General features: G+C 71.4%; 20 protein-coding genes and 1 riboswitch. Of the genes, 11 read left to right on the plus strand and 9 right to left on the minus strand.

Translation table 11 applies throughout. From position 1 onward, the window contains the following. Window positions 1–58 precede the first annotated feature (58 nt). On the minus strand, window positions 59–2,098 hold the full coding sequence (locus tag EOT10_RS25805; RefSeq protein ID WP_223281192.1) for a HelD family protein: 2,040 nt from the start codon (window positions 2,096–2,098) through the stop codon (window positions 59–61). A 313-nt stretch (window positions 2,099–2,411) separates the two neighbouring features. On the opposite strand from EOT10_RS25805, the gene EOT10_RS25810 reads away from it, so the two are divergent. The 4 genes from EOT10_RS25810 to EOT10_RS25825 all read left to right on the plus strand — a co-directional run bounded on the left by EOT10_RS25810 (window position 2,412) and on the right by EOT10_RS25825 (window position 5,318). Further along, window positions 2,412–2,594 carry a hypothetical protein gene (locus EOT10_RS25810; RefSeq protein ID WP_127830716.1) on the plus strand — a complete coding sequence of 61 codons (183 nt, stop codon included), beginning with the start codon at window positions 2,412–2,414 and terminating at the stop codon, window positions 2,592–2,594. A 25-nt stretch (window positions 2,595–2,619) separates the two neighbouring features. Continuing rightward, a complete protein-coding gene (locus EOT10_RS25815) occupies window positions 2,620–3,282 on the plus strand; it encodes an HD domain-containing protein (protein ID WP_127830717.1) in 663 nt (220 codons plus the stop codon). A 182-nt stretch (window positions 3,283–3,464) separates the two neighbouring features. Next, a complete protein-coding gene (locus EOT10_RS25820; protein WP_127830718.1) occupies window positions 3,465–3,995 on the plus strand; it encodes a GNAT family N-acetyltransferase in 531 nt (176 codons plus the stop codon). Window positions 3,996–4,079: 84 nt separating this feature from the next. Then, window positions 4,080–5,318, plus strand: coding sequence for a Cmx/CmrA family chloramphenicol efflux MFS transporter (locus tag EOT10_RS25825; protein WP_127830754.1), 1,239 nt, complete (start codon window positions 4,080–4,082; stop codon window positions 5,316–5,318). On the opposite strand, the gene EOT10_RS25830 is transcribed toward EOT10_RS25825, so the two are convergent. Next, window positions 5,266–5,541: a DUF4031 domain-containing protein gene (locus tag EOT10_RS25830; RefSeq protein WP_127830719.1), complete on the minus strand. Its 276-nt coding sequence runs from the start codon at window positions 5,539–5,541 to the stop codon at window positions 5,266–5,268. The two genes, EOT10_RS25825 and EOT10_RS25830, sit on opposite strands and share 53 nt — an antisense overlap. Next, window positions 5,538–5,906, minus strand: coding sequence for a DUF8819 family protein (locus tag EOT10_RS25835; RefSeq protein ID WP_127830720.1), 369 nt, complete (start codon window positions 5,904–5,906; stop codon window positions 5,538–5,540). The genes EOT10_RS25830 and EOT10_RS25835 overlap by 4 nt, the downstream gene beginning before the upstream one ends. An 88-nt stretch (window positions 5,907–5,994) precedes the next feature. Here EOT10_RS25835 and EOT10_RS25840 point away from each other — a divergent pair, with 88 nt between their 5' ends. Then, window positions 5,995–6,924 (plus strand): MurR/RpiR family transcriptional regulator, encoded by a 930-nt coding sequence (locus EOT10_RS25840; RefSeq protein WP_127830721.1) that lies wholly within the window; start codon window positions 5,995–5,997, stop codon window positions 6,922–6,924. A gap of 205 nt (window positions 6,925–7,129) precedes the next feature. Further along, window positions 7,130–8,059 (plus strand): N-acetylmuramic acid 6-phosphate etherase, encoded by a 930-nt coding sequence (gene murQ / locus EOT10_RS25845; RefSeq protein ID WP_127830722.1) that lies wholly within the window; start codon window positions 7,130–7,132, stop codon window positions 8,057–8,059. A gap of 65 nt (window positions 8,060–8,124) precedes the next feature. Here murQ and EOT10_RS25850 read toward each other — a convergent pair whose 3' ends face one another. Beyond that, the gene (locus EOT10_RS25850) at window positions 8,125–8,367 is read right to left on the minus strand and encodes a hypothetical protein (RefSeq protein ID WP_127830723.1); all 243 of its coding nucleotides are present in this window, start codon (window positions 8,365–8,367) and stop codon (window positions 8,125–8,127) included. 140 nt (window positions 8,368–8,507) lie between these two features. Between EOT10_RS25850 and EOT10_RS25855 the strand changes: the two genes are divergently transcribed. Both EOT10_RS25855 and EOT10_RS25860 read left to right on the plus strand, forming a co-directional pair. Then, window positions 8,508–9,005 carry a hypothetical protein gene (locus EOT10_RS25855; RefSeq protein WP_127830724.1) on the plus strand — a complete coding sequence of 166 codons (498 nt, stop codon included), beginning with the start codon at window positions 8,508–8,510 and terminating at the stop codon, window positions 9,003–9,005. Window positions 9,006–9,049: 44 nt separating this feature from the next. Continuing rightward, window positions 9,050–9,340: a hypothetical protein gene (locus tag EOT10_RS25860; RefSeq protein ID WP_127830725.1), complete on the plus strand. Its 291-nt coding sequence runs from the start codon at window positions 9,050–9,052 to the stop codon at window positions 9,338–9,340. Between the two features lie 195 nt (window positions 9,341–9,535). Here the strand turns inward: EOT10_RS25860 and groL are convergent, their stop codons facing one another. The 4 genes from groL to thrC form a co-directional block, all read right to left on the minus strand. Beyond that, a complete protein-coding gene (gene groL / locus EOT10_RS25865; protein ID WP_127830726.1) occupies window positions 9,536–11,158 on the minus strand; it encodes a chaperonin GroEL in 1,623 nt (540 codons plus the stop codon). Between the two features lie 320 nt (window positions 11,159–11,478). After that, on the minus strand, window positions 11,479–11,682 hold the full coding sequence (locus EOT10_RS25870) for a cold-shock protein (RefSeq protein WP_005315736.1): 204 nt from the start codon (window positions 11,680–11,682) through the stop codon (window positions 11,479–11,481). A 414-nt stretch (window positions 11,683–12,096) separates the two neighbouring features. Beyond that, complete coding sequence (locus tag EOT10_RS25875; RefSeq protein WP_127830727.1) at window positions 12,097–12,372, minus strand: MoaD/ThiS family protein; 276 nt, start codon at window positions 12,370–12,372, stop codon at window positions 12,097–12,099. A 32-nt stretch (window positions 12,373–12,404) separates the two neighbouring features. Next, window positions 12,405–13,700 (minus strand): threonine synthase, encoded by a 1,296-nt coding sequence (thrC, locus tag EOT10_RS25880; RefSeq protein WP_223281193.1) that lies wholly within the window; start codon window positions 13,698–13,700, stop codon window positions 12,405–12,407. A gap of 17 nt (window positions 13,701–13,717) precedes the next feature. After that, window positions 13,718–13,849, minus strand: a riboswitch (SAM riboswitch). A 180-nt stretch (window positions 13,850–14,029) separates the two neighbouring features. Here thrC and EOT10_RS25885 point away from each other — a divergent pair. The 3 genes from EOT10_RS25885 to EOT10_RS25895 all read left to right on the plus strand — a co-directional run bounded on the left by EOT10_RS25885 (window position 14,030) and on the right by EOT10_RS25895 (window position 16,876). Continuing rightward, window positions 14,030–14,977, plus strand: a complete 948-nt coding sequence (locus EOT10_RS25885; RefSeq protein WP_127830729.1) for a glucosyl-3-phosphoglycerate synthase — start codon at window positions 14,030–14,032, stop codon at window positions 14,975–14,977. Window positions 14,978–15,067: 90 nt separating this feature from the next. Continuing rightward, entirely contained in the window at window positions 15,068–15,358 is a 291-nt protein-coding gene (locus tag EOT10_RS25890; RefSeq protein WP_127830730.1) for a hypothetical protein, read from the plus strand. A gap of 120 nt (window positions 15,359–15,478) precedes the next feature. After that, the gene (locus EOT10_RS25895) at window positions 15,479–16,876 is read left to right on the plus strand and encodes an alpha,alpha-trehalose-phosphate synthase (UDP-forming) (protein WP_127830731.1); all 1,398 of its coding nucleotides are present in this window, start codon (window positions 15,479–15,481) and stop codon (window positions 16,874–16,876) included. A gap of 189 nt (window positions 16,877–17,065) precedes the next feature. Here the strand turns inward: EOT10_RS25895 and otsB are convergent, their stop codons facing one another. After that, on the minus strand, window positions 17,066–17,932 hold the full coding sequence (gene otsB, locus EOT10_RS25900) for a trehalose-phosphatase (RefSeq protein ID WP_127830732.1): 867 nt from the start codon (window positions 17,930–17,932) through the stop codon (window positions 17,066–17,068). Between the last annotated feature and the right edge of the window lie 19 nt (window positions 17,933–17,951).

Consider the following 17,951-nt stretch of genomic DNA (forward strand, 5'->3'; position numbering starts at 1 on the left):
ACGCGGCGAGGTGCCGTGACAGGCGTCGCGGCCCCGGCCATGATCCGCCGGACACGCCCTAGGCCCCCAGCTGCTCCGGCAGCGGGGCCGCGTGGATGACCACGAGGCCCGAGACCGCGCGCGTCAGCGCCACGTACAGGCGCCGCAGTCCGGTCCGTTCGTCCGGTTCGCCGTCGACGACGGCGGCGGGCTCGTCCAGGACCACGTAGTCGTACTCCAGTCCCTTGGCCAGCGAGGCGGGGACCAGGGTCAGACGGGTTGCGGCCGTGGTCTCCTCGCCGGGGCCGAGGTAGGTGAGGCCCGCGTCCGACAGGGCGGAGGCCAGGTCCGGGATGCGGGCGTCGGCGGCGATGAGACCCACGGAACCCTCCCGCTCCAGGGCCTCGACGCAGGCGGCGACCACGTCACGGGCGCCGTCCGACGCCTCCCTGACCTCGAAGGCCCCGGGGTTCTCGCGGACGGACGAGACGGGCGCGAGGCCGGGCGCGATGTGGGGCAGCAGCCGGGACGCGTACGCGATGACGTCGCGGGGCACGCGGAATCCGACGGTCAGCTCCTCGACGACGGCCTCCTCCTTGCCGAGGTGCCGCAGCGCCTCGGCCCAGCTGCGCGTGGCCCACGGGGTCGTGCCCTGCGCGAGGTCGCCGAGGACGGTGGCGGATCCGGTGGTGCAGCGGCGCCCGACGGCCCGGTACTGCATGGGCGACAGGTCCTGCGCCTCGTCGAGCACGACGTGCCCGAGGGAGTGGGTGCGGGCGACGAGGTCGGTCACCTCGTCGATGAGCACGGCGTCGGCGGACGACCACTTGGCGGCCCGCACGCTCCGCGCCGGCCGCTCCCACAGCACGCACTTCTGCTCGTCCTCGCTCAGCACACCCTCCGCGTGCTCGGCGAGGAAGTCGGCGTCGGACAGCAGCCGCAGCACCAGCTTCGCCGGGTCGACGGCCGGCCAGATGGCCTTCACGGCCGCCTTGACCGCCGCGTTCCGCGCCACGGCGTCCTGCACGCGGTCGTCCGGCGCCTCGCCGGACCGTTCCATCTGGACGAGGACGGCGTGGGCGATGCGCTGCGGAAGGGCCTCGCGGGCCGCGCCGTACCGCATGTCGCGGGCCGTCAACTCCCGGACGATCTCCTCCAGTTCGTGACCCGGCACCCGCCACCGCCGGGAGCCGCGCACGACGACGACGGACTCCGTCGGTGGCGTGATGTGCGAGCGCACGGCCCGCCGCAGCACCTCGGCCATGCGCGCGTCACCCTTGATGACGGCGGCGTCGGCCGAATCGACTCCCCGCACCTCCACATGCGCGACGAGGTCGTCGACGGTGGCCTGCTTGACCTCCAGCTCACCGAGCGCGGGCAGCACCTGCTCGATGTAGTGCAGGAAGGACCGGTTCGGCCCGATGACGAGCGTCCCGGTCCGGGCGAGCCGCTCCCGGTGGGCGTACAGCAGATACGCGACGCGGTGGAGGCCGACGGCGGTCTTTCCGGTCCCGGGCCCGCCCTGGACGCACACGGACCCCGAGAGCCCGCTGCGGACGATTTCATCCTGCTCGGGCTGGATGGTGGCGACGATGTCCCGCATGGGCCCGACGCGGGGCCGCTCGATCTCGGCCTGGAGCAGCGCGCTGACGACCTCGGCCTCGGCCGGATCGGAGAGCCGCTCGTCCTCGTACGCGGTGAGGTCCCCGCCCGTGTACCCGAACCGCCGCCGCAACCCGACGTCCATCGGGTCCTTCTTCGAGGCCCGGTAGAAGGGCTGGGAGACGGGCGCGCGCCAGTCGATGACCATCGGATCGCCCACCGCATCGTGAACATGCCGCCGCCCGATGTAGAACCGCTCGCCCTCGCCCCCTTCCGCCTCGTCGGCGCCGGGGGCGTGCAGGTAGTCGAGGCGCCCGAAGAACAGCGGGGTGTGCGACAGGTCGGCGAGCGCCTTGATCCGGTCGTCGATCTGGCGCTGCAGCACGGCGGCGTTCACCCAGTTCGCGGTGACGTCGGCGATGTCGAGGGACTCCACGTCCTCCCGCATGGCGCGCAGGGCGGCACGGGACGACGTGAGGTGGGCGCGCTCGCGGGAGAGCGGGTCGTCGAGGGACACGGGTACTTCCTCCGGGCTCCGGGGGTTCGGTGACGGACGGCGGCCGACCGGTTTCCGTCCGGCGGGCGGCACTCCACGGAGGGAGGCGGGGAAGTCGGACACCCTACTCCGGTGACCTGCGCGGGGGCCAACGGTTTTGTCGGGAGCCCGCGCCCCCGTTTCCCCGGCAGCCCGTGCCCCCGATTTCCCGGCAGCCCGCGCCCCCGACAGATGGGCCCTAGGGGTCCCCCTCAGTCCCAGGGCGCATGGCCGGCCGCGCAACCTACACCCACGGACCGATGTGCACGGAATGCCCGTATTCCACCATGGAGGTATGACGACGATGACCTTCACCCACGGTGCGACGGCGGCCACGGACACGCGTCACCCCCACCGGCTGGGGAACGTGTTGCGGGCCTGCAAGGTCCTGGTGGTCACGGCGCTGCGCGTGATCCTCCTCGGCGAGTACGACGAGGAGGCCGGGATCCACAGGCGATCACCCTCGTACCGGACGTGAGCGGGAGTGGCGCTAGGGTCGCCCCATGCGGGACGACCACGAGCTCAGGAGTGCCTGGATCCGGACGCTGCGTGCGGCCCGGACCACGACCACGCCCACCTCCGCCGCCCCCGCGGAGGCCTACGCAGATGATCTTCTGGGGCGCTGGGCGGAGCCGCAGCGGAGGTACCACACCACCGCCCACCTCAAGGCCGTCCTGGACCACGTCGACGAGCTGGAGGAGCACGCCGACGACCCGGACCTCGTCCGCCTCGCAGCCTGGTTCCACGACGCCGTGTACCTGCCCGAGCGCTCGACCAACGAGGAGCGTTCCGCACGCCTCGCCGAACGCGCCCTGAACGAGGCCGGCCTGACGGACGACCAGATCCAGGAAGTGAGCCGGCTCGTCCTGCTCACCGTGACCCACGACCCCGCCGAGGGCGACCGGAACGGTGAGGTGCTGTGTGACGCCGACCTCGCCATCCTCGCCGCGCCGCCGGAGGCATACGCGGCCTACGCGGCGGCGGTCCGGGAGGAGTACGGCTTCGTGCCGGACGAGCCGTTCCGCGAGGGCCGCGCCGCCGTCCTGCGCCAACTCCTGTCCCTGCCCCGCCTGTTCCGCACCCCCTACGGGGCGGAGCACTGGGAGGGCCCGGCCCGCGAGAACCTGACCGCGGAGCTGGCCCTGCTGTCCCCGCAAACGGGTTGACCGGGGAAACCGGCTGATCGGGCAAACCGGTTGACCAGGCACACCGGCTGATTGGGCAAACGGTTGACCGGGCAAACCGGTTGACCAGGCACACCGGCTGATCGGGCACCCCGATTGACCGGGCAAACGGTTGACCGGGCAAACCGGTTGATCGGCGCGCGGGGCTGCCGCATCCTCGCCGCATGACACTCCTCACCCTCGCGGCCCCCCGGGTGCGCCTGCACGAGCTGTCCCCCGAGTCGGCCGCGGACCTGCACTCCGGCGGCGGAGCGGGCGGCTTCACCTGGCTGGACGGCGGCGCGCCGGACGGCACACGGACCGGCTCCGGGATCACGGTGAAGGCGCACGCCCGGGGCGCCTACCGCGCGGGCTGGGGGACGTACGTGATCGTCCGGTCCGGGGACGGGCACGCGATCGGCGGGATCGGCTTCCACAGCGCGCCGGACGACGACGGCCGCGTGGAGATCGGCTACGACCTGACGGAGGGGGCGCGCGGCCGGGGCTACGCCACGGAGGCGGTGACCGCGATCGCGGCCTGGGCCCTGTCACAGCCGGGCGTCACGGCGGTGACGGCCACTACGGACCCGGACAACGCGGCGTCCCAGCGGGTCCTGCGGAGGGCCGGCTTCGCGGAGATCCCGGCGGCCGGGGACGAGCGCGCCTACGAACTCCCGCACACGCCCGACCGCACTCCAGGAATGTCAGCAACGTAAGCCGCGTTGACAGCTGTTATGCCTGACTCCGCTCACCCCGCTCCCGCCGATCCGACCACCGACCCGCCCGCCGCGCGCGGCAGCATGCCCCTGGCCGTCTACATCCTGGGCCTCGCGGTCTTCGCGCTCGGCACGTCCGAGTTCATGCTGTCCGGCATCCTCCCCGCGATCGCCGACGACATGGACGTCACGATCCCGCAGGCGGGCCTGCTGATATCGGCGTTCGCGATCGGCATGGTGGTGGGCGCTCCGCTGCTCGCCGTGGCGACGCTGCGGCTGCCGCGCCGCACCACACTCATCGCGCTGATCTCGGTGTTCGGCCTCGGCCAGGTCGCGGGCGCGCTCGCCCCGACGTACGCGGTCCTGTTCGCGTCGCGCGTCGTGAGCGCGCTGGCCTGCGCCGGGTTCTGGGCGGTGGGCGCGGCGGTGGCCATCGCGATGGTGCCGGTGAACCAGCGGGCGCGCGCCATGGCCGTGATGATCGGCGGTCTGTCGATCGCGAACGTGCTGGGCGTCCCGGCGGGCGCGTTCCTCGGGGACGGGCTCGGCTGGCGGGCGGCGTTCTGGGCCGTGGGCGCCGCGTCGGCGGTCGCCCTGGTCGGTGTGGTGACGCTGATCCCGCGTATCCCGGCCCCGGCACAGAAGCCGCGCCTTCGGGGCGAGCTGTCGATCTACCGCGACCGCCAGGTCTGGCTGTCCGTCGCGGTCACGGCGCTCGCCGCGGGCGGCGTGTTCTGCGCGTTCAGCTATCTGTCGCCGCTGCTCACGGACGTGGCGGGCCTCGACGCGGGCTGGGTCCCGACGGTCCTGGCGCTGTTCGGCATCGGCGCGCTGATCGGCACGACGGTCGGCGGCCGGGTCGCGGACGCGCACCTCTTCGGGGTGCTGCTGAGCGGGATCGCGGCGTCCACGGTGTTCCTGGTGGCGCTCTCGCTGCTCGGCTCGTTCGCGGTGGCGGCGGTGGTGCTGTCGTTCCTGCTGGGCTTCTCGGCGTTCTATACGGCACCGGCGCTCAACGCCCGCATGTTCAACGTCGCGGGCGCCGCCCCGACGCTGGCGGGCGCGACGACCACGTCCGCGTTCAACCTGGGCAACACGGGCGGCCCGTGGCTGGGCGGCACGGTGATCGACGCGGGACTCGGCTACCCGGCGACGGCGTGGGCGGGCGCCGCGATGACGGTGACGGCGATCGGCGCGACGGCGGTGGCGCTGCGGCTGCACCGCGGACCGGCGGCCACGAAGCTGGTGGCGTCGTCCGGCGCCAAGGACCTCAACTCCCCGCCGCAGGACGCCCCTTCGGCCTCCGTAGCCCCGCCTCGGTGAGCCTGCGCACCAGTTCCTTCGAGCCGATCCGCACGGCGCCGGCCCGCACCGCGTCCTCGTAGCGGTGCGACGGCAGGTCGTAGTGGTCGCGCTCGAAGGCGCGGGGCGGGACGCCGAGCCCCTCGGCGAAGCTGTGCAGTTCGTCGAAGGAGACGTCACTGATCACGTGGGACCACAGCCGCCCGTGCCCCGGCCAGGTCGGCGGATCGATGTAGACGGTCATCGCACGACGGTGCCGAGGGAGCCGACCGCGGCCACGACCACGCCCGCCTCGCTGCACACCCAGTGCGGGTCGGGGCCCAACTCCGGTTCCACGTCGAGCGCGTGGGGCGTGCCCGAGCCGCACACCGGGCACAGCGGCCAGCGCCCGTAGCGCTCCAGGAGCCCGTCCTGGACGTCCTGGGCGACGAGCCCGGCGACGAATTCGATCCCCTCCGGCCACTGCTCGACCCACCAGCGGCGCTGCACGATGGACTCTTCGACGAGGGAGACGACGTCCGCGTGGGCGACCTCGCCGGAGCCGAGGTCGGCGAGAACGAGGGCGCGGGCCGCGTGCAGTGCCTGTTCGAGGGGGCTGATGTGGTCCATGGAGCCATTGTGCGCCCCTCGGCCGCCTGCTCTGCAGCACTGCGATACGACCCTTGACGTCTCACCCCCCTGAAAATATCTTTCAAATGTGACCAGCAATGTGAAGGAAATTTTCGCGGGCGAGGCTCCGCCCGCCCCGGCCGCCCTCGCGGCCAAGGTGCGCACCCTCGCACCCTCGATGACCCGCTCCATGCAGCGCGTCGCCGAGGCCGTCGCCGGGGACCCGGCCGGCTGCGCCGCCCTCACGGTCACCGGCCTGGCCGAGCTCACCGGCACCAGCGAGGCGACGGTCGTCCGCACCGCCCGCCTCCTCGGCTACCCCGGATACCGGGACCTGCGCCTCGCCCTCGCCGGGCTCGCCGCCCAGCAGCAGTCGGGCCGCGCCCCCGCCGTGACCGCCGACATCGCGGTCGACGACCCCATCGCCGACGTCGTCGCCAAGCTCGCCTACGACGAGCAGCAGACCCTGGCCGACACCGCGGCCGGACTCGACACCGTGCAGCTCGGCGCCGCCGTCAACGCGCTGGCGGTCGCCCGCCGTGTCGACGTGTACGGCGTCGGCGCCTCGGGCCTCGTCGCCCAGGACCTCGCGCAGAAACTGCTGCGCATCGGGCACGTCGCCCACGCGCACTCCGACCCGCACCTGGCGATCACCAACGCCGTGACCCTGCGCTCGGGCGACGTGGCCGTCTCCATCACGCACTCCGGCGCCACCGGCGACGTCATCGAGCCGCTGCGCGTCGCCTTCGAGCACGGCGCGACCACGATCGCGATCACCGGCCGGCCCGACGGCCCGGTCTCGCAGTACGCCGACCACGTACTCACCACCTCCATCGCCCGCGAGAGCGAGCTGCGCCCGGCCGCGATGTCCTCCCGCACGAGCCAGCTCCTCGTCGTGGACTGCCTGTTCGTGGGCGTCGCGCAACGCACCTACGAGACGGCGGCGCCGGCGCTCTCGGCTTCGTACGAGGCCCTGGCCCACCGCCACAAGGCCGCTCCGCGGGGTGGCAGGTCGTGATCGCCGGGTTCTGCGGCTCCGGTGGGGGCTGGTCGCGCAGTTCCCCGCGCCCCTGAAATGCGTGCGCTCCGCGCAGCATTTCCCCGATGAAGGCGCGGCGAAGTCGCAAGCCTTCTAGGGGCGCGGGGAACTGCGCGACCAGCCCCCACGAACCCGCACCCAAAAACCCGCACCCGCACCCCGCACACAAGAGAGGCACCCCCTCATGACCCGCCACACCGACCTCCGCACCCAGTTGGAGACGCTCACGACGGAGGCGTTCCGCCCGGAACTTTCCGAGATCGACCAGCTCTCCACCCTGGAGATCGCAAGGATCATGAACGGCGAGGACACCGCCGTCCCCACGGCCGTGGCCGCGCAACTGCCCCAGATCGCCGCCGCGATCGACGGCATCGCCGCCCGCATGGGCGCCGGCGGGCGCCTCGTCTACGCGGGCGCGGGCACCGCCGGCCGCCTCGGTGTCCTGGACGCGTCCGAGTGCCCGCCCACCTTCAACACCGACCCGAGCGAGGTCGTGGGCCTGATCGCGGGCGGCCCGACCGCCATGGTCACGGCGGTCGAGGGCGCCGAGGACTCCAAGGAACTCGCGGCCGACGACCTGGACGCGCTGGGGCTCACGGCGGACGACGTCGTGGTCGGCGTCTCGGCCTCGGGCCGCACCCCGTACGCGATCGGCGCGGTCGAGCACGCGCGCACCCGGGGCGCTCTCACGATCGGCCTGTCCTGCAACGCGGACAGCGCGCTCGCCGCGGCCGCCGACCACGGAATCGAGATCGTCACGGGCCCCGAACTCCTCACCGGCTCCACCCGGTTGAAGGCGGGCACGGCCCAGAAGCTCGTCCTCAACATGCTGTCGACGATCACCATGATCAGGCTCGGCAAGACCTACGGGAACCTGATGGTGGACGTACGCGCCTCGAACGAGAAGCTGCGCGCCCGCTCCCGCCGCATCGTCGCCCTGGCCACGGGCGCGGACGACGCCGCCATCGAGGCCGCGCTCGCCGCGACCGACGGCGAGGTGAAGAACGCCATCCTCGTGATCCTCGGCGAGGTCGACGGCCCCACGGCGGCCCACCTGCTCAAAACCAGCAACGGCCACCTCCGCGCCGCACTCCAAGCCGCGCCGAAGATCTGACATCGGCGAACGGCGAAGGGGCGGCCCCCTTCTCACGGGGCCGCCCCTTCGTCGTTCGCTCGTCCCTACTGCCCGTCGCCGAGCGGCTCGTGGTTGCCGAAGGTGTAGACGCCGGGCAGGTACCAGTCCTGCGCGACGAACCCGGCCCCGGGCGGCTGCCCGTTCGGCATCACCACGCTCTGATCCACCGGCGGCACGGGATCCGGCTCCGCGGCACTCGCGACTCCCGCGCCGATCCCCACCACACCCGCCGCACCGGCCACGGTGACAACCACCCGCCGCACGACCCTGCCTGTCTTCGCGTTCATCCACATGCCGAGCGCAACGACCCATGGGGCCCGAGGTCACCCCCCCCACGCTCATCTCAACGATCCGGGGCTGGATTTAGGTAGATGCAATCTACGTAGATGGGATCTACCTAACTGCGATCCCCCTGAAGAATGGGCGCATGAGCGATGACCGTGTCTTTGTCCGGAGCAAATGGGGCACCAACCGGTACGTCTACAACGCCGCCAATCCCATCGGCATGGCCCTGATCATCGGCTCGCTTCTGTTCGCCGCGGCGGGCATGTTCTTCCTCTACCACCCGGACCTCTTCAAGGGCGGGTGGGACGGGGGCGACCTGCGCAAGGCCGTGTCGGGTGCGACCGCCGAGCTGTCGGCGGAGAAGGCACTCGGCCCCGGCGGCGACAGCGGCCTCTACGGGGACGTACTGAAGCAGAAGATCAACGAGCACGGCCACGGCCCCGAGGACGCCGTGAAGGTCGTCCTCGCGTCGAAGCCCGCGGAATCGGATCTCTGGAGCGGCGGACTGGAGGAGGCCTCCTACACGGTCTCCGCGCGCGGCACCGGCACCGCGCTCTGCCTGCACGTCTCCGCCATGAAGAAGGCGAAGGCCATGGGCTACGACTCCGTGGACTTCACCGTCGACGACGGCGCCTGCTGACTTACCGACGTGCGGCGGCCAGGGGCCTGACCCATGCTGGATTTATGGCTGAAAGCACCTTCTCGAAGATTTCCTGGACGGAGTTCCATCCGAACCAGCGGCGTCTGGCCACCGGTGCCGCCCTGACCGGCCTGGGCATGCTCGTCTCCGCGGCCGGCGCGGGCCTTCTGGTCTACGAACTGGCACGCGCGGGCCGCACCTGGACAGGCAGCTGGGACGTACACCCGACCGAACTCGCGTCCCGCACCCTCCACCAGGCCCAGGCGGCAGCCCAGAGCGCGAAAAGGGCAGGCAGGGAAGCCTGGCAAAGCTACGACGAAACAAGCACCCCGTAAGGCGGCGCTCCGTAAAGGTGGCGCTCCGTAAGCAGCGCCCCTTAAGGGGCGCGGGACTGTGACATTCTGCGGCTCCGCCGCGTGGGCGCGAACAACCCCCCACTGCCCCGTACCCGAAAACGCCCGCAGGCGGCACCCCCCGAAGGGAGTGCCGCCTGCGGCACGACTACAGAACCCTGAGCCAAAAAAGCCGGCTCAGAAGTCCATGTCACCGCCCGGCATACCGCCACCGGCCGGCGCAGCCGACTTCTCCGGCTTGTCGGCGATGACGGCCTCGGTGGTGAGGAAGAGCGCGGCGATGGACGCCGCGTTCTGCAGCGCGGAGCGCGTCACCTTGGCCGGGTCGAGGATGCCCTCGGCGATCATGTCGACGTACTCGCCGGTCGCGGCGTTCAGGCCGTGACCGATGGGAAGGTTGCGGACCTTCTCCACGACGACGCCACCCTCGAGACCACCGTTGACGGCGATCTGCTTGAGCGGGGCCTCGAGCGCGAGCTTCACGGCGTTGGCGCCGGTCGCCTCGTCACCGTCGAGCTCGAGCTTCTCGAAGACCGCGGAGGCCTGCAGCAGGGCCACGCCACCACCGGCGACGATGCCCTCTTCGACGGCCGCCTTCGCGTTGCGGACGGCGTCCTCGATGCGGTGCTTGCGCTCCTTGAGCTCGACCTCGGTGGCCGCGCCCGCCTTGATGACGGCGACGCCGCCGGCGAGCTTGGCGAGGCGCTCCTGGAGCTTCTCGCGGTCGTAGTCCGAGTCGCTGTTCTCGATCTCGGCACGGATCTGGTTGACGCGGCCCTGAACCTGGTCGCTGTCACCGGCGCCGTCGACGATGGTCGTCTCGTCCTTGGTGATGACGACCTTGCGGGCGCGGCCGAGCAGGTCGAGACCGGCGTTCTCCAGCTTGAGGCCGACCTCCTCGGAGATGACGGTGCCACCGGTGAGGATGGCGATGTCGCCGAGCATGGCCTTGCGGCGGTCACCGAAGCCCGGGGCCTTGACGGCGACGGACTTGAAGGTGCCACGGATCTTGTTGACGACCAGGGTCGACAGGGCCTCGCCCTCGACGTCCTCGGCGATGATCAGCAGCGGCTTGCCGGACTGCATGACCTTCTCGAGCAGCGGAAGGAGGTCCTTCACGTTGCCGATCTTCGAGTTGACGATCAGGATGTACGGGTCGTCGAGCGACGACTCCATGCGCTCCATGTCGGTGGCGAAGTACGCCGAGATGTAGCCCTTGTCGAAGCGCATACCCTCGGTGAGCTCAAGCTCCAGACCGAAGGTCTGGGACTCCTCGACGGTGATGACGCCTTCCTTGCCGACCTTGTCCATGGCCTCGGCGATGAGCTCGCCGATCTGGGTGTCGGCGGCGGAGATGGAGGCCGTGGAAGCGATCTGCTCCTTGGTCTCGACATCCTTGGCCTGCTCAAGGAGCGCGGCGGAGACGGCCTCGACGGCCCGCTCGATGCCACGCTTGAGGGCCATCGGGTTGGCACCGGCGGCCACGTTGCGCAGACCCTCGCGCACCAGGGCCTGGGCCAGGACGGTCGCGGTCGTCGTGCCGTCACCGGCGACGTCGTCCGTCTTCTTCGCGACCTCCTTGACCAGCTCGGCGCCGATCTTCTCGTACGGGTCCTCGAGCTCGATCTCCTTGGCGATGGACACACCATCGTTGGTGATCGTGGGGGCACCCCACTTCTTCTCGAGGACGACGTTGCGACCCTTGGGGCCCAGGGTCACCTTGACGGCGTCGGCGAGCTGGTTCATGCCGCGCTCGAGGCCGCGCCGTGCCTCCTCGTCGAACGCGATGATCTTGGCCATGTGAAGTGGTCCTCCCGGACAGGGGTGGAAACGCAAACGGACCGTGCTGGTGCCCGCGACGGACGGCCTGCATTCCGTGTGGTTCCTTGCCCCACCCGGCCTGCGAGCCTCACCGACCCGATCCAAGTTCTGTCACTCTCACCTTCAGAGTGCTAACGCCAATGATTAGCACTCGACCTAGGAGAGTGCAAGCGCCTCCGGCAGACGCGCGGTCCCCGCGGGGGCGCGCGCGGGGCGCGCGCGGACGCACGAGAGGCCCGCACCCATGGTGGGGTGCGGGCCTCTCGGCGTGAGTGCGTCGGTGGCCGATCGCGCCGAGATCAGACGGCGAGCTTGACCATGTCCGCCTGCGGACCCTTCTGGCCCTGCGAGATCTCGAATTCGACTCGCTGACCCTCTTCAAGGGTGCGGTAGCCGTCCATCTGGATGGCGCTGTAGTGGACGAAAACATCCGCACCACCGTCGACCGCGATGAAGCCGTACCCCTTCTCCGCGTTGAACCACTTGACGGTGCCCTGAGCCATGCCTAACTCCCCTATTACTGGCCCTTGCGCGAGACCGCACTTCGCGGTCCCGGGTCAGACCTCACGCCCCAAAGGGTTGGGGGTGTGCGCCGGAACGCGTCGACCGCGGCTGAATGTACTTGCCCAACTGCCCTCTGCAACAGGGCAATCGGGCGAGAATTCTGGGCCCGGCAGAGCGGTAATAAGCGGCGGATTTACGGGATTCCGGGGCAACTCGGGCCCGACAAATGCCACGAACACCCAATAAGGGCGGGGCAGTTTGGCTGCTTCTTGTCGGGCGTCGGCCGACTTCATATATGCGCTCGGCACAAGCGCGAAGCGTGCTTCCCAACTCTACCGCGCTCAACCATGCAGAATTGCCCCCTCCGCTTCTGTCGCGGAGGGGGCAATTCCGTTAATGCTCGGTGGGGGTGCTCAGCCGCCGGCGACGGCGGGGATGATCGAGACGCCCGCGCCGGCCGGCGTCGGGGTCTGCAGGCCCTGCTCGAAGCGGACGTCGTCGTCGTTGACGTACACGTTCACGAAGCGGCGCAGCTTGCCCTGGTCGTCCAGGACGCGGGCGGCGATGCCCGTGTGGTTCTTCTCCAGGTCGGCGATGACCTCGGAGAGGGTCGCCCCCTCGGCGGCGACCTCGGCCTGACCGCCGGTGTAGGTGCGCAGGATGGTGGGGATGCGGACGTTGACGCTCATGGGGTGTGCAGCCTTTCCGTGCGGGTGGGAGTTCAGTGGGCGAGGCCCGCGTCGCGGAACGCGTCCAGGCTCGGCCGAATCGTGGCCGTCGCCTGAGAGCTCTCCGCGACCGCGTCGAGGGTCTTCAGGCCGTCACCGGTGTTGAGCACGACCGTGGTGAGGGTCGGGTCGATGAGGCCGGCCTCGATCAGCTTCTTCGTCACTCCGAGCGTCACCCCGCCCGCCGTCTCCGCGAAGATGCCCTCCGTCTGCGCGAGCAGCTTGATCGCGTCGACGACCTGCTCGTCGTTCACGTCCTCCACGGCGCCGCCGGTGCGGCGGGCGATGTCGAGGACGTACGGGCCGTCGGCCGGGTTACCGATGGCGAGGGACTTCGCGATCGTGTTCGGCTTCTGCGGCCGGACGACGTCGTGGCCGCCCTTGTACGCGACGGAGACCGGGGAGCAGCCCTCGGCCTGGGCACCGAAGAGCTTGTACGGCTTGTCCTCGACGAGGCCGAGCTTGATCAGCTCCTGGAGGCCCTTGTCGATCTTCGTGAACTGCGAGCCGGACGCGATCGGGATGACCAGCTGGTCGGGGAGCCGCCAGCCGAGCTGCTCGCAGATCTCGTACGCCAGCGTCTTGGAGCCCTCGCCGTAGTACGGGCGCAGGTTGACGTTGACGAAGCCCCAGCCCTCGCCGAGCGGGTCGCCGATGAGCTCGGAGCAGAAGCGGTTCACGTCGTCGTAGTTGCCCTCGATGGCGACGAGGTCACCGCCGTAGACGCCGGCCATGACGACCTTGCCCTGCTCCAGGTCGTGCGGGATGAACACGCAGGAGCGGAAGCCGGCACGGGCCGCGGCGGCGCCGACGGCGCCGGCGAGGTTGCCGGTGGAGGAGCAGGACAGGGTGGTGAACCCGAAGGCGCGGGCGGCCTCGATGGCCTGGGCGACGACGCGGTCCTTGAAGGAGTGCGTGGGGTTGCCGGAGTCGTCCTTGACGAACAACTTGCCCTGCTCGACGCCGAGTTCACGGGCGAGGTTGTCGGCCTTGACGAGCTTGGTCCAGCCGGGGTTCAGGTTCGGCTTCTCGGCGACGTCGGCCGGGACCGGCAGGAGGGGGGCGTAGCGCCAGATGTTGGCGGGCCCGGCCTCGATCTGCTTGCGCAGGGACTCGGGGTCGCCGGTCGGCAGGTCGTAGGCGACTTCGAGCGGTCCGAAACACTCGGCACAGGCGAAGATCGGCCCGAGCGGGAACGTCGTTCCGCATTCGCGGCAGGAAAGCGCCTGGGCGGGACCGAGATCGACGACGTCTGCGGAAGTGGTGGTGGCGACAGTCTGCGCAGCCATGGTGGCGAGGCCCTTTCTCCTCATCTTCCTCGCGGCGCATCTCGCCACGAGACGGAATTGGCACCTTCCCCACCTGGACCTCGACAAGGTCGGCGGGAGGGTTGCCGGGACTTCAACGGGCCGTATCCCTCTGTCCCTCTGGATGAGCGCTATTCGATTGTTGTGCTGACACCCGGTCACCCGAGCGTGGCGGCGACCCCGACATGCGATGGTCACCGGCGTTGTTCAAGACTGTAACCGAAGGCCCGGACCCTTGAGATAGTCGTCCGAACCGCGAGATGGATCACAGTCGGTGATCCGGCAGAGCCGACAGTAAGGAGCCGCGCGCCGTGCTGGAAGAAGTAGAGCGCTGGCTGAGCAGGCGTTCCTGGTCGGTCGAGGACCGCCCGCTCCCCGAACTGGTCGCCGCCAAGCGCGCCTCGGGCGCCACGGTGAGCGTCGTGCTGCCCGCCCTCGACGAGGAGGAGACGGTCGGTGAGATCGTCGCCGAGATCCGCCGCGCCCTGATGACGGAGCGGGTCCCGCTGGTCGACGAGCTCGTGGTGATCGACTCGGGTTCCACGGACCGCACCGCCGAGGTCGCGCGGGCCGCCGGGGCGCGGGTCGTGCACCGGGACGCGATCCTGCCGAGGATCCCGGCCGTGCCCGGCAAGGGCGAGGTGCTGTGGCGCTCGCTCCTCGTCACCGGCGGCGACATCGTGTGCTTCGTCGACGCGGACCTGAAGGAGTTCTGCGCGGACTTCGTGTCGGGGATCGTGGGCCCGCTGCTCACGGATCCCGGCGTGGACTTCGTGAAGGCGATGTACGACCGTCCGCTCGGGACCGCCGCCGGCCAGGGCGGCCGGGTCACGGAGCTGGTCGCGCGCCCGCTCCTCAATCTGCACTGGCCGCTCCTCGCGGGGTTCGTGCAGCCGCTCGGCGGCGAGTACGCGGCCCGCAGGTCGCTGCTCGAACGGCTGCCGTTCCCGGTCGGCTACGGCGTGGAGCTGGGGCTCCTCGTCGACGCGCTGCACACGGTCGGCCTTGACGCGCTCGCGCAGGTCGACGTCGGGGTGCGCAAGCACCGCCACCAGGACGGGCAGGCGCTCGGCCGGATGGCCGCGGCGATCTACCGCACCGCGCAGCTGCGGCTCGCGCGCGGCCATCTCGTCCGTCCCGTGCTCACCCAGTTCGAGCGCGGTGAGCAGGGCTTCGAGCCGCGTACGCACGACGTGGACACCGAGGAGCGTCCGCCGATGACGGAGATAGCCGAGTACGCGGAGCGCCGCGTGGCGTAGCCGTGGGCGATCGTGCGCTTTGCCTACATTGCCCTTATGTGCCTTATTCGGCTTGTACGGCTTACACCGCTTATGCGGATTACGCAGCTTATGCGGCTTGCGCGGGTCAGACATGTCCCCGGTGACCGACGGCCGCGCGCCTCGGCGACCCGTACCGCCGGGGCGCTCGTCGCCGCGGCCACCGCCCTGACGATGCTCGGCGCCGCGGCCCCCGCCTCCGCGGCCACGCCCGCGCCGGTCACCACCATCAGCTCACCCGCCCGCCCGGCCGCGCGCGAGACCCGCGACGACTCGCACACCCTCCTGTACGGGGGCTTCGCCGCCGCCCTGTGCGGGCTCGGCGCCCTCGCGATGGCGGCGGCACGCAGCCGGCGCGGCTGAGCCGGGACGCGTCGGCGGGGCCGGGTCCTGGCGCGGTCGGCGCGGACGGGTCCGTTCGCGGTCGGCGCGCCCTGGTCCGCCTACGTTTGAGCTTTTGCGGCCCGGGCTACTTTTGCCCGTATGGCTTCCACGCAGGGTGCACAGATCCTCGTCGCGTCCAACCGCGGTCCGGTCTCGTACGAGCTCGGGGCCGACGGGACGCTCGACGCGCGGCGCGGCGGGGGCGGGCTCGTCTCCGGGCTCTCCGCGATCGGGCAGGACCCGGACGGCGCGAGCGCGGTGTGGGTCTGCGCGGCCCTCGGCGACGGGGACCGCGAGGCGGTGCGGCGGGGCGTCGGCGAGCCCGGTGTGCGGATGCTCGACATCGACCCGGACGTGTACGCCGACGCGTACAACGGCATCGCGAACTCGGTCCTGTGGTTCGTCCACCACATGCTGTACCAGACCCCCCTCGAGCCCGTGTTCGGGCCGGAGTTCCGGGCGCGATGGGCGTCCTACGAGGCGTACAACCGGGCGTTCGCCGAGGCGCTCGCGGCGGAGGCCGCGCCGGGCGCCGCGGTTGTCGTGCAGGACTACCACCTGGCGCTCGTGCCGGGAATGCTGCGGGGGCTGCGCGTCGACCTGCGCATCGGGCACTTCTCGCACACCCCGTGGGCGCCCGTCGACTACTTCCGGATGCTGCCGGACGACATCGCGGGGCAGCTGCTGCGCGGCATGCTGGGCGCGGACCGGCTCGGCTTCCTGACGCGGCGCTGGGCCGACACGTTCACCGCGTGCTGCGAGGCCCTCGTGGGCGGCACCGCCGGAACCGCGATCGGGGTGCACGGGCTCGGCGCGGACGCGGAGTTCCTGCGGGAGCGGTCGCGGCGCCCCGACGTCGAGGAGCGGCTGACCGCGCTGCGGGAGCAGATCGGCGGCCCGGACCGCAAGGTGATCGTCCGCGTGGACCGCACGGAGCTGTCGAAGAACATCGTGCGCGGCCTGCGCGCGTACGAGCTGCTCCTGGAGACGCGGCCCGAGTGGCACGAGCGGGTGGTGCACGTCGCCTTCGCGTACCCCTCACGCCAGGACCTGGCGGTGTACCGGGACTACACGGCGGAGGTCTCCCGGGTCGCCGAGGAGATCAACTCTCGTTTCGGTACGGCCACTTGGACCCCGGTCGTCCTCCATGTGAAGGACGACTTCGCCCGCTCCCTGGCCGCGTACCGGCTCGCCGACGTCGCCCTGGTCAATCCGATCAGGGACGGTATGAACCTGGTCGCCAAGGAGGTCCCGGTCGTCTCCGACGAGGGCTGCGCGCTGGTCCTGTCGCGGGAGGCGGGGGCGTACGAGGAGCTGGGCGACGACGCGCTCGTGGTGAACCCGTACGACGTGTCGGCGACCGCGGACGCCCTGCACGCGGCCCTTGTCATGGGGGCCGGGGAGCGCGCCGAGCACACGAAGCGGCTCGCCGCCGCGGCGACGGCACTGCCACCCGCGCAGTGGTTCCTCGACCAGCTGAACGCGCTGCGGGACTAGGGCGTGTCCGGCGGATCAGGGTCGGACAGGTCGCGGCGTCCGGTGCGGTGCATCGCAAGGCGCCGGAGCGTCCTGACAGCGGAGCTGTCCGAACGTTTCGGCAACGCGGCGGGGTGCCGTGCGCATGGGGGCACCTCCCAGCGGTAGCTGGGGGAGTCGCGACCCCGGCCATGATCCGCCGGACACGCCCTAGGGTCGGGAACTCATCGCGTGGGCCAGGCTCGACAGCAGCCCCACCACTCCCTCGGGGCCGTCGACCACCACGTCCGACCGGTCCGCCAGTTCCGTGACCTCCGCGCTGCCGCTGCACACCAGCAGGCCCGGTACCCCGTCCGAGCGGAGCTTGTCGACGGCGGCGTACGCCGGCAGGTCGCCCAGGTCGTCGCCCGCGTAGAGAACGGAGCCCGCGCCCGCCTCGCGTACGTACGCCGTCAGTGCCGCGCCCTTGTCCATGCCGGGCGGGCGCAACTCCAGGACGAACCGGCCCGGTTCGACGATCAGGCCGTGCCGGGCCGCGAGGTCCGTGAGAGGGGCGCGCAGCGCCTCGAACGCCGCCTGCGGGTCGGACGCGCGCCGCGTGTGGACGGCGACGGCGCGGCCCTTCTCCTCCACCCAGGCGCCGCTCGACGCACCCACCGGCTTCAGCGCCTCCATGACGCCGGGCAGCTCGGCGCGGACGGCCGCGACGCCGGGGTGCGGGGGCGGGGCGTGGACCGCGCCGGTGACGGCGTCCCAGCGCTCGGCGCCGTAGTGGCCGAGGACCACGAGGTGTTCGAGGCCGGGGACGCCCGCGAAGCCGCCGTGGCGGACGGCGACGTCCGCGGGGCGGCCGGTGATCACGGCGACGGAGGCGACGCGCGGGGCCAGTGCGGCGAGTGCGCGGACCGCGTCCGGGTGGGCGCGGGCCTGTTCGGGGTCGGGCACGATCGGCGCGAGCGTGCCGTCGAAGTCGAGCGCGATCACGGCCCGCGCGGGGTCCGCGAGGAGTGCGTCGAGGCCGTCACGCCCGGCGGTGGTCACAGGCGACGGCAGGTCGTGCTGCTGTGGGCTGGCCATGCGTCGAGCCTAGGGCCTC

Origin of the sequence: Streptomyces antnestii, assembly GCF_004005495.1 — a bacterium.
GTDB lineage: Bacteria > Actinomycetota > Actinomycetes > Streptomycetales > Streptomycetaceae > Streptomyces > Streptomyces antnestii.